The sequence below is a fragment of the Polyangium sp. y55x31 genome (assembly GCF_029946505.1).
Classification (GTDB): Bacteria; Myxococcota_A; Polyangia; order Polyangiales; family Polyangiaceae; genus Polyangium.
This window is the reverse complement of sequence record NZ_JARZHG010000001.1, coordinates 565,820-577,116: the sequence shown is the minus strand read 5'-3', so window position 1 is coordinate 577,116 and position 11,297 is coordinate 565,820. Positions and strand designations below refer to the sequence as shown.

General features: G+C 68.5%; 5 protein-coding genes. 4 read left to right on the top strand and 1 reads right to left on the bottom strand.

All coding sequences use genetic code 11. From position 1 onward, the window contains the following. The first annotated feature begins 28 nt into the window (after positions 1-28). On the top strand, positions 29-2,191 hold the full coding sequence (locus tag QHF84_RS01875; RefSeq protein WP_281311399.1) for an MASE1 domain-containing protein: 2,163 nt from the start codon (positions 29-31) through the stop codon (positions 2,189-2,191). A 33-nt stretch (positions 2,192-2,224) separates the two neighbouring features. Here QHF84_RS01875 and QHF84_RS01870 read toward each other — a convergent pair whose 3' ends face one another. After that, positions 2,225-3,235, bottom strand: a complete 1,011-nt coding sequence (locus QHF84_RS01870) for an STAS domain-containing protein (RefSeq protein WP_281311398.1) — start codon at positions 3,233-3,235, stop codon at positions 2,225-2,227. Positions 3,236-3,903: 668 nt separating this feature from the next. Between QHF84_RS01870 and tssI (QHF84_RS01865) the strand changes: the two genes are divergently transcribed. The 3 genes from tssI (QHF84_RS01865) to tssI (QHF84_RS01855) are packed head-to-tail and all read left to right on the top strand — an operon-like array spanning position 3,904 to position 11,292. After that, positions 3,904-6,360: a type VI secretion system tip protein TssI/VgrG gene (tssI, locus tag QHF84_RS01865; protein WP_281311397.1), complete on the top strand. Its 2,457-nt coding sequence runs from the start codon at positions 3,904-3,906 to the stop codon at positions 6,358-6,360. A 14-nt stretch (positions 6,361-6,374) separates the two neighbouring features. Further along, positions 6,375-8,825, top strand: coding sequence for a type VI secretion system tip protein TssI/VgrG (gene tssI / locus QHF84_RS01860; RefSeq protein WP_281311396.1), 2,451 nt, complete (start codon positions 6,375-6,377; stop codon positions 8,823-8,825). 28 nt (positions 8,826-8,853) lie between these two features. Then, the gene (gene tssI, locus QHF84_RS01855) at positions 8,854-11,292 is read left to right on the top strand and encodes a type VI secretion system tip protein TssI/VgrG (RefSeq protein WP_281311395.1); all 2,439 of its coding nucleotides are present in this window, start codon (positions 8,854-8,856) and stop codon (positions 11,290-11,292) included. The last annotated feature ends 5 nt before the right edge of the window (positions 11,293-11,297 follow it).

Below are 11,297 nucleotides of genomic sequence, written 5' to 3'. Positions count from 1 at the left end.
GGTCGCGGGCGGGCTGCGCCGCCGGCTCATGAGCGTTCCGCCGGCGGCGCAGGCGCTCGTCGGCTGCGTCGTCCTCTTCTTGGCCCACCTCGGTCTCTCGGAGGCGAGTTACCTTTTCGTCTTCCCGCCCTCCAACAATGCCGTTTTCTGGCTGCCCAGCGGCCTGACCATGGCCTGGTTTCTCCGCACGGCTCCGCGGCACTGGCCCACGTGGCTCCTCGTCATTTTCCTCGCAGAGGTGCTGGTCGTCTTGCAGCACGGGCAACCGCCCGCCGTGGCGATGGCCTGGGGCGCCGCGGCCGGTCTCTTGCCCTTCACCGGCGCCTTGCTTTTGCGCCAGCAGGCACAGCCCGTTTTCGTGTTCCGGCGCCCACGGGACGTCGCGCGTCTGGTTTGGCTCGGAGCCGCGGCCGGCGCGATCCCCGGCACCCTCGTCGCGGCGGCCGCGAGTGTCGCGTGGCTCGGCGCGCGCTCGTTCTGGAAGGTCGCGGTCGGGTGGTGGAGCAGCGATGTCCTCGGGGTCATCCTGTTTTGCCCGCTCTTTCTGGTCTGGACCGAGCCGGAGCTCGAGCCATCGCGCGCCGGACGCGCCGCCGAAGCATGGACCCTGCTCGTGATACTGACGGGCGCGGCGTGGTGGGTGTTCGATAGCGTGAGGCCGCGCGAGATCGAAGCGGCGCTCCCCGCCCTCCTGTTCCCCTTGACGGCGTGGGCGGCCATTCGTTTCGGACCCCGAGGCGCGACGGTGGCCACGGTCATCGTCGATTTCATGGCGGCATTGCATACGAGTCAGGGCCGCGGTCCCTTTGCCATGGGCAGCACGACCGTGGCTGCGCGCGTCCTGACCGTGCAAACGTATGTCGCGTTTCTCAATCTGCTGATCCTGCTCCTCGCGATGGTCGTCGTCGAAGAACAGAAGGCGCGAGCCGCCGCCGAGCGGGCGGAGCAGCGCATGAAGTTTCTCGCCACGGCTTCCGAGATCCTCTCGGAGTCGCTCGAGTTTTCGACCCGGTTCGCCGCGTTGGCGCGGCTATGCGTGCAGTCGATGGCCGACTGGTGCGTCATTGACGTCGGCGAGGGGGGCGTGTTCCGGCGCCTCGGCGGCGCGCACCGTGATCCCTCCCATGAGGTGCTTCTCCGTCAGCTCGAGGAGCGCTACGCGCCCGACGCGAGCTCGCCGCAGCCGGCGGGTCGGGTCCTCCGCACGGGCAAGCCCGTGCTCTTGCCTCTCGTCACGGACGAGGTCCTCGGGGAGCACTCCGTCGATGACGAGCATGCACGCCTGATCCGGGCGCTCGGTACACACTCGGCGATGGCCGTGCCGCTCTCCGTTCGCGGACAGACGATCGGCGTGCTCTCCCTCGGCTGCGCGGCGCCCGGTCGGCACTACAGCCCCGCCGACCTCGAGCTCGCGACCGAGCTCGCCCGCCGCGCGGCCATCTCCATCGACAATGCGCGCCTCTATCGTGACGCGCAGGCCGCCGTTCGCCTGCGCGACGAGATCTTGTCGATTGCGTCGCACGAGTTGAATACGCCGATGACGAGCCTCCAGCTCGACGTGCAGACGCTGAAGAGAGGCGCGGTGCAATCGGGGGATCCATTCCCGCCGTCCCTGACGCGGGTCGAGCGACAAGTCAAAAAGCTCGCGCGCTTGATCCAGGAGCTCCTCGACGTCACGCGGATCACGACCGGGCGCATGCATTTGCAGATCGAGGACGTCGATCTCCCTACCGTCGTCCGAGACGTCGCCGAGCGCTTCACGGAGGACTTGTCCCGGGCCGCCTGTCCGCTGATGCTGCATGCCGATTCATCCATGATCGGACGCTGGGATCACATCCGCCTGGAGCAGGTCGTCACCAATCTGATCTCGAATGCCATCAAGTTCGGCTCCGGTCACCCGATCGAGATCTGGGTTGGCGAGGCGGATGGAATGGCGCGGCTCACGGTGCGCGATCATGGAATCGGCATTCCTGCCGATCGCCTGCCGTACATCTTCGAACGTTTCGAGCGGGCGGTCTCGTCGCGCGCGTATGCCGGCCTCGGTCTCGGGCTCTACATCGTGCGCTCCATCGTCGAGGCGCTCGGCGGCTCGATTCGTGTCGAGAGCACGGTGGGCAGCGGAACGATGTTCACGGTGGAGCTGCCTCGCGCGGGGCCACCGCGGTCCGACGGAAAAGAAGGCGAATGGTGACGATGTTCCGTGGGAATGGGCAAGGCCCCATTTCTACCGAACACTCGACCGACCGACCGCGCGCGCTCCGCCCATGCAGAACAAGAGGCCGTCGCGCAGGCTCGCGAGCGTCACGAGCTTCGACAGATCGATGCCGATCGACACCATCGTCTGGGCGACGGCGGGGCGGATGCCGGTGATCACGCAGCGCGCGCCGAGCAGTTCGGCGGCGCGGACGAGCCGCAGGATGTGGTCGGCGGTGGACGTGTCGATCACCTCCACGCCCGTCAAATCGATGATTGCGTGCCGCGCGTTTTTCTGCACGACGGACTCGAGCAAGCGCGTCATGGTCTCGGCGGCGCGCTGGCTGTCGACGACCCCCATCAGCGGCAGGGTGATCACGCCGTCCCAGACCTCGATGATCGGGGTGGACAGGGCGCGAATGGCCTCTTCCTGGCGCGCGATGAGGTCGAGCTTTTCCCGCAGCTCTTTTTCGGTCTCGGCGCGCTCCTCCACCTCTTTGCGCACGCGTTCGAGGGCCACCGCCAGGTCGGCTTTGGTCGCCTCGTCGGTGCCGAGCAGGCGCTCGACACGGTCCTCCAGGCTCATGTCCGAGGGCCGGATGACGAATTCGTCGTATTCCTCTCCCTTCGCCGCGAATGCGACCTGCTCGGCCCAGCATTGCGAGACCCCGAAGAGGCGCTGGAAGATCCCCGCGAATTTGCCGCCGAGATAACTCGAGCCCCAGCTCACCCCGAGCGCCCTCTGGCAATCGGCCTCCCAGTGATTTCGGGCACGTACGCGCGCCTCCTTGGCCGTCCGATCCAGCGAGACGAGCTCCCAGACGCCCCAGCCGGCGGACGCGGCCACCTGGGTGAGCTGGGCGAAGCCCTGTTCGAAGGTGGGAGACTGGCAGATGTAATTCCAATCCTCCTCGACGCCGTCGCGCCCGCCACCGTGGAGCGAGAGCCGGATCCGCTCGGTGCCGACCATGCGCTGCAGCCCCGAGAGCAGGCCGGCCAGGGTACTCTCGACCCAGATGAAAATGCCGGGGTTTCCTGCCATACGTATCGTCTTACGTTCCGTATCGTATTCGAATTCAACACCGCCCAGGGTCGCGCGTTCGATCATCGGCTATGTCTCCACCATCAATCCTACAACGTCTAGGACGGAAGTGCGTACGAATCGTACGGCGGAATCTCCTTTGCCTGCCAACGACCCGCGTTGCAAGGGGCTGGGCGGGCAGGCCGCGCGATCTCTCGCCTTCGGGCACGGGATCGCGTTGCAGCTCCATGTGGCTGCGGGTGCGGATCCTTAGCATCGTCGGCGTTTCCAGAGCGGAAATTCGTACAGGGCTGACTGATTCCAGATCAGAACCGGCGTTGTCCCGAAGAACCCGGATGTGGTCTCCAAGAGCGCCCTGCCGAAGAATTCTTCCACGGATGAAGTGGTCCCGGTTTGATATCGAGCGGCATTTCTTACGTATACGTCTGGTAGGTATTCTTCGCCCATTGTAAGTAGGCACGCTACCGAAGGCGATCGATACCCGCAAGGGGGTCCCTACCGAGCGCGGCGTGGTCTTGCATCCGCTTGTAATCGTGCGCGCGACAAAATGAGCAATCCTGCGTACGATTTCGTGGCGCGTCAACAATTTACGAGCGCGCCCCGTCTCCACCCCCCTTGAACCCCCGCCCGCATCAGGTGAACATCGCTTCGAGGAAGGGGGACCGCGCGTGCCCAATGACGATTTCGCCTTCGCATGCGAAGCCATCCCCGGCGAGGGGCCTTTCGGGGCGTGGGGGGCGCTCCGCGTCGTGCGTTTTCGCGGCCGGGAAGCGCTCTCCGAGCCGTACCGCTACGAGATCACCCTGCTCGCGAAGGCCTCTGCCGCCGACGTCGATCCGCGCGACCTCGTCGGCAAACGCGCGACGTTACGTATCGCCACGTTGTCGAATCCACCCTTCAAGGTCGTTCATGGCATCGTCCGCGAGGCCTCGGAGCTCGCCGATGTCCCCGAGGGCACGCTCCTCCGCGTGATCCTCGACCCGCCCTGGGCGCGGGCGCAGCACCGCACGCGGTGCCGCATCTTCCTCGACAAAAGCCTCCGCCGGATCCTCGAGGCCGTCCTCGCCGGGGATCCGCTCATGGAGCACCGGAGCGCCGCCGAAGTCGAAGACGACGACAATGCGCCGAGTTTTTCCCCCGCCCGCGAGCTCTTCACCTTCCGCGTGACGGACACCTCGCGCCTCGACGATCCACGCGCGCGACCGTTCGTCGTGCAGTACGAGGAGAGCGATTTCGCGTTCGTCTCGCGTCTGCTCGAAGAAGAGGGCATCAGCTATCACTTCGAGAACGGCAGGGAGACTTGCCTGCTCGTGCTGGCCGATCACGACGCCGGCAGGCCGCGCCTCGAACCCGCGCAGCTCGGCGCGGCGATCCCCGGCCGGAGCGTGAGCCACGTGGCGCTCGGCGCCCGGCTGCGCCCGACGCGTGTCGTGCTCGACGATCACGACTGGAGGAAGCCGACGCTCGACATCACGGCCAAGGCCGGCAGCGGCGATCTCGCCGAGTACCATTACCCCGGCGCGTACGCCGATGCGGCCGGCAAGGGTGAGCCGCTCGCGTCCGCCAGGCTCGATCGGTATCGCGTGGAGGCGAGGTATGCGGCCGGCGCGGGCTCGGTGCGGGTGCTCTCGGCCGGATCGATCTTCGAGATGGAAGCCCAGGAGCCGGACCACGAGGGCGAGTACGTCGTCACGCGCCTCGACGTGCGCGGGGCGCAAGCGGGCGTCCTCGCGCAGCCGGCGGCCGAGGACGTGGTGCCGTGGGAGGCGCGCTTCGAGCTCGCGCGGCGCGGCGCGGGGAGCGCCGTCGAGCCGTCGCGGTTCCGCCCGGCGCTTCGCACGCCGAAGCCGCGTATCCGGGGCGTGCAGACCGCCGTGGTGACGGCCGATCCGAGCGCTCCCGGGGCCGAGGTCAACGTGGGCGGGCCGGACGGGCTCGGCCTGGGTTGCGTGCGGCTGCGGTTTCCCTGGGACACGGAAGCGGCGCGCCTCGCGAAGGAGCCTTCGAGCCTCTGGGTGCGCGTCAGCCAGATCTTCGCCGGCGCCGGCGAAGGGGCGGTGTTCCATCCGCGCGTCGGTGACGAGGTGATCGTCGACTTCGACGAGGGCGACCCCGACAGACCCGTCGTCGTCGGCCGCGTCTACAACGGCGCGAACCTGCCCGCGCGCGGCGCGGGGCACGAGAGCTCGATGAAGTCGCTCTCGACGCCCGGCGGCGGCACGTACAACGAGATCATGTTCGGCGACGCGGCGGGCGCCGAGATGCTGCACTACTTCGCCGGCAAGGATCAGACGACGGACGTCGCGAACTTCCGGCGCGAGAGCGTGGTGTCGAACGCGAAGATGACCGTCGGCGGCGACAACACCGAGACCATCGCCGCGAACCGCACGGAGAGCGTCGGCGCGAACGACACGCTCACGATCGGCGGCAACCAGACGATCACCATCGGCGGCAACACGGTGACCATCATCGGCGGCAATCACGCGCATTCGGTCGGCGCGAACGAGCTGAACATGGTCGGCGGATCCCAGACGATCGGCGTCGGCGGGAGCGTCACCGAGAACGTCGGCGCGGACGTGAGCGAGTCGTATGGCGCTTCGCGCGAGACGACCGTGGGCGGGGCGGTGACCGAGAGCTTCGGCGCGATGATGAAGGTCTCGGTGGGCGGGGACGTGACCGAGAGCGCGGCCTCGCACGCGCTCTCCGTGAGCGCCGCGCGGCTGATGATGATCGGCGGCAACTACAGCACCGTGGTGACGGGCAGCGTCACGACGAAGGTGGGCGCGGTCGAGATCGAGGCGAGCGGGGGCCCGCAGACGCTCGAGGTGGGCGGCTCGATCACGCGGTCGGGCCCGCTGCACCTCACGTTCTCGGCGTTCGAGGACGACATCAAGAGCGCGAAGCTCGACGCGCAGGGATCGTCCTCCTCGTACAACGTGATCACGCTGGAGGCGATCGGCATGGCGCGTGACGTCACGGGGCTCGCCAAGTCGAAGAGCGGCGCGAGCCCGAGCGCGTACGGCTTCGAGAAGAGGATGTGCGGCGGGATCCTCAAGATCGCCGCCGTGGGGCTCGTCGCGTCGGGCGTGGACAACCAGGGCGGCGGGCCGAACGTCGAGGCCTGAGACCAAGAGGACGTATGCCGAGCTTCGACTACACGTTCGCTTGCGAAGACGTCTCCGGGGCCGATCCCTGGGCCGCCCTGCGGGTCGCGCGGTTTCGCGGGATCGAGGCGCTCTCGTCGCTCTACCGCTACGAGATCCTCCTGCTCGATCCGGCCGGGACCACCGCCGTCGCGGCGCTCGTGGGCAAACGCGCGACGCTGCGGATCACGACGCTCTCGGCGCCCGCGTGGAAGACCGTGCACGGCATCGTCGTCGAGGCCGAGGAGATCTCGCGGCTGCCGGAAGGACGCACGCTGCGTGTGGTCCTCGCGCCGCCGTTCGCGCGCGCGATGCATCGACGGCGGTGCAGGATCTTCCTCGACAAGACGCTGCGCGAGATCGTCTCGGCCGTGCTCCTCGGCGATCCGCTCGTCCGCGAGGCAGGCGCCGAGGCGCCCGCGCCCGATCTCGGCGACGCGGGGTTCGCGCCGGCAAAGGAGGCGTTCGCGTGGCGCGTCGAGGACACGTCGCGGCTCGATAGCCGACGCGTTCGGCCGTTCGTCGTGCAGTACAACGAGAGCGACTTCGCGTTCGTCGCGCGCCTGCTCGAGGAGGAAGGGATCACCTACCACGTCGAGAACGGCGCGGAGACGAGCCTGCTCGTATTCACCGACAGCGATGCGGGCCGGCCGCGTCTCTCGCCGGATCTCGTCGGCATCGGCATCGACGGGCGCGAGATCCGCGGGTTCTTCACGGGCGGAAGGATGCGGCCCGAGGCGGTCTCGCTCGGCGAGTACAACTGGAAGTTGCCTGGGCTCGAGATGGCCGCGCGGGCCGGCGGCAAGGAAGCGGATCTCTTCGAGGTGGTGTACCCGGGCGGCTACCCGGACGAAGCGAGCCAGGGAAGGCCACTCGCGAAGGCGCGGCTCGAACGGCACAGGACCGAGGCCCGTTTCGCGCGAGGCGAGGGGCACCTGCGGGTCCTCGGCGCCGGGACCATCTTCAAGCTCGAACACAAGAAGCCACGCTTCGAAGGCGAGTACCTCGTGACCTCGATCGAGGTCGCGGCCGAGCAAGCGGGCGTGCTGCCGAGCGGCGCGGACGGCGGCGCGAGCGAGCCTTTCCTCGCGCGGTTCGAATGCGCGCGCCGGGGGCAGGGGACCTCGATCGAGGAGAGCGGGTTCCGCCCGCCGCGGGTCACGCCGAGGCCGCGGATCGTTGGTACACAAACGGCCATCGTGACGGCGGAGCCTTCCTCGGCGGGCGCGGAGATCCACATCGGCGGCCCGGCGGGCGCGCAGATCGGCTGCGTGCGCCTGCGGTTCCACTGGGACACGGACGAGGCGCGGCTCGCGAAGGAGCCGTCGAGCGCCTGGGTGAGGGTGAGCGAACCCTTCGCCGGAAGCGGCATGGGCGGCGTGTGGCATCCGCGCGTGGGCACGGAGGTCATCGTCGACTTCGAGGAGGGAGATCCGGATCGGCCCCTCGTCGTCGGCCGCGTTTACAACGGCAAGAACCGGCCCTACCACGGCGGAGCGCCCACGATCAGCACGCTGAAGTCGAACGCGAGCCCCGGCGGCGCCGTGCACAACGAGATCACGTTCGACGACACCTCGGGCGCCGAGCGTATCTACACGAACGCCGGCAAGGACATGGAGACCGACGTCGGCAACGAGCGCACCGAGACCGTGGGTGCGAACAGCGCGATGAAGGTCGGCGCGAACGACACCGAGACCATCGGCGCGAACTGCTCCGTGACGATCGGCGGCGACGAGACGGTGACGGTCGGCGGCAACGACACGGCCCTCATCGGGGGGAACGTGTCGACGACGATCGGCGCGAACGCGATGACGGTGATCGGCGGCAACGAGGGGCATTTCGTCGGCGCGGATCAGTCGATCTCGATCGCGGCCTCGCACACCGAGCTCGTCGGCGGCAGCGTGACCGAAGAGATCGGCGGCACGCTGACGACGAGCGTCGCCGCGATGGAGACGGAGAGCGTGGGCGGCAACCGGACCACGACGATCACGGGCGCGCACACGCAGTCGTTCGGCGCGGCGCACCTCAAGATGGTCGGAGGGAACCGGGATCTCTCGTGCGCGAGCCTCGACACGACGGTCTCCGCCGCCTCGATCCGCATCGTGGCAGGCTCGGTGACGACGAAGGTCACAGGCGATCACACGCTGAGCACGGGCGGCGGCGCGATCTACCTCGCGCCTCGGTACAAGGCGCTCGATTCGAACCGGAGCGACGTCGACGTCGCCAAGTATACGATCACGGGCCTCGACGTGACCATCGGCGGGATCGCGCTCGGCGCCACGGGGTACTCGTCGTCGACGATGGGCGTGAGCGCCGCGGCCGCCGGGCTCAACCTGGAGTTCGTCGGCGCGGACGTGGACTTCTTCGGCCTGCTCACGCGCGTCGACGGGGGACACATGCAGAACAACGGGGTCAAGACGAGGGTCGGGCTCATCATCAAGCTTTGAGGGCGCTCGCGCTGGCACGAGGACACCGATGAACACCGACGATTTCGTGTTTGCGTGGGAGGACGAGGCCGAGAGCCCGGAGCCCTTGCGCGTCGCGCGGTTCGAGGGCGAGGAGGGGATGAGCCGCCTCTTCCGCTACGAGATCCATCTTCTCGCGAAGGAGGCCGATCTCGATCCCGAAGCCATGATCGGCAAGCGGGCGAGCCTCTGGATCGCGACGGCCTCGGTGCCCGCGTGGAAGGTCGTGCACGGCGTCGTCACCGAGGCCGAGGACCTCACCACCGTCCCTGAGGGCTCGGTTTACCGCGTGGTCCTCGAACCGCCGCTCGCGCGCGCGCGCTACCGCACGCGGAGCCGCATCTTCCTCGACAAAACCTTGCGGCAAATCATCGAGAGCGTGCTCCGCGACGACGCGGGGATGACGCTCGCCTCGGGCGCCTCGCTCGAACCGCCGGTCGGCCCGCCCTCGTTCACGGCCGCGTCCGAGCGCTTCACGTTTCGTATCAAGTCGAGCCGGCTCGACGACCCGAAGGCGCGGCCGTACGTGGTCCAGTATAACGAGAGCGACCTCGATTTCGTGGCGCGGCTGCTCGAAGAGGAGGGGATCAGCTACCACTTCGAGCACACCGACGACGCGAGCCTGCTCGTGCTCTCGGACAAGGATTTCGGCCGATCACGCGTCCCTGGCGACGACGTGTTCGGTCCGGGCAAACCCGGCCGCGCGATCGGCATGTTCCGCCTCGGCGCGCGGCTGCGCGAGACCAAGGTCCACCTCGGCGCGTATAACTGGGAGAAGCCCGCGCTCGACGTGGACGCGCTCTCGGGCGCCTCGGAGGATCTGTCCGTCTACGCCTTCCACGGCGGCTCCTTCGAGAGCGCCGAGCTCGGAGCGCCCCTCGCCGAGGCGAGGCTCGACGAGCTCCACACCGAGGCCTCCTTCGCCGTCGGCGAGGGGGTGACGCGCGTGCTCTCCGCGGGATCGATCTTCACGCTGGAGCACCCGAAGGCCCGCTACGAGGGCGAGTACCTCGTCACGCGCCTCCATGCCGTCGGCCATCAGCAAGGCGTGCTCGCGACCCCTGCGGGCGACGCCCCTGCGGAGCCGTTCCGCGTCGAGATCGAGTGCGCCTGCCGCGGCCGCGGGAGCGACGTCGCGGAGAGCCGCTACCGCCCGGCGCGAAGGACACGCAAGCCTCGGATCCTCGGATCGCAGACCGCGTTCGTGACGGCAGAGCCGAGCGCGCGCGGGGCCGAGGTGAACCTCGGGGGCCCGCGCTCGATCGGATGTGTGCGGCTCCGATTTCATTGGGACACCGAGGAAAAACGGATCGCCAAGGAGCCTTCGAGCAAGTGGGTCCGCGTGAGCGAGCCGTTCGCGCGCGGCGGCCAGGGCGGCCTCTGGCATCCACGCGTCGGGTGCGAGGTCATCGTCGAGTTCGAGGACGGCGATCCCGATCGGCCCTTCGTCACGGGCCGCGTTTACAACGGTAAGAACCGCCCCGCGCAGACGAACCCGACGCACAGCACGATGTGGTCGCTCTCGACGCCCGGCGGCGGCGTGCGCAACGAGATCTCGTTCGAGGACACGGCCGGCAGCGAGCGCATCTACACGAACGCCGGCAAGGACATGGTCACGAACGTCGGAAACGAGCGCGTGGAGAACGTCGGCGCCGACGCGCTGATGACCGTGGGTGCGAGCAACACCGAGGAGATCGGCGGCAACCAGACCATCCAGATCGGCGCGAACGACACGCTCACCGTCGGCGGCAACCAGACCGAGACCATCGGGGCGAACCAGATCCGCATGATCGGCGGCAGCCGGCTCGTGGTCATCGGCGGCAACGAGGCGCGGCAGACGGGCGCGAGCCACGCGAACACCGTGGGCGGCGCCCTGAAGGAGAGTGTCTCCGGCGACGTGGGCGAGACGTACGGCGCGACGCGGACGACGAGCATCGCAGCGAACTGGACCGAGACGTACGGCGCGACGCGGGATCAGACCGTCGGCGCGATGGTCCTCCAGGACTACGGCGGCAACCAGACGACGGACATCGCGGGCGCGCGCACCATCGATTCGGGCGCCGTGCTCGGCGCGCTCGTCGGCGGCAACTACGACACGACGATCGGCGGCTCGGAGACCGTGGACGTCGGCGCGGCGACGATCCACGTCGCGGCGGGGCCGATCACGCACCAGGCGTCGAGCCTCGACATCAACATGCTGATCAAGCTGCACCTCGTCGGGGTGAAGCTGAACATGTTCGTGTTCAAAGCAGCGGCGACGGGCAAGTCCTCGAGCTACGGCGCGCTCACGGCCTCCGCGAAGGGCACGGCCATGTCGTTCACGGGCGTGAATCTCCGCACGGTGGGCCTCAAGTCCACGGCCGCGGGCGCGAAACTCGACGAGGACGGGGTGAAGCTCGTGGCCATCGGCGTCCTCATCCACCCCTCGGGCGTGCATACGTTCACGTGACGGCA

Excerpts from the sequence above, each read along its gene's own strand:
- QHF84_RS01870 (WP_281311398.1), bottom strand. The coding sequence starts at position 3,235 with ATGGCAGGAAACCCCGGCATTTTCATCTGGGTCGAGAGTACCCTGGCC.
- QHF84_RS01875 (WP_281311399.1), top strand. The coding sequence starts at position 29 with ATGAGCGTTCCGCCGGCGGCGCAGGCGCTCGTCGGCTGCGTCGTCCTC.
- tssI (WP_281311395.1), top strand. The coding sequence starts at position 8,854 with ATGAACACCGACGATTTCGTGTTTGCGTGGGAGGACGAGGCCGAGAGC.
- tssI (WP_281311396.1), top strand. The coding sequence starts at position 6,375 with ATGCCGAGCTTCGACTACACGTTCGCTTGCGAAGACGTCTCCGGGGCC.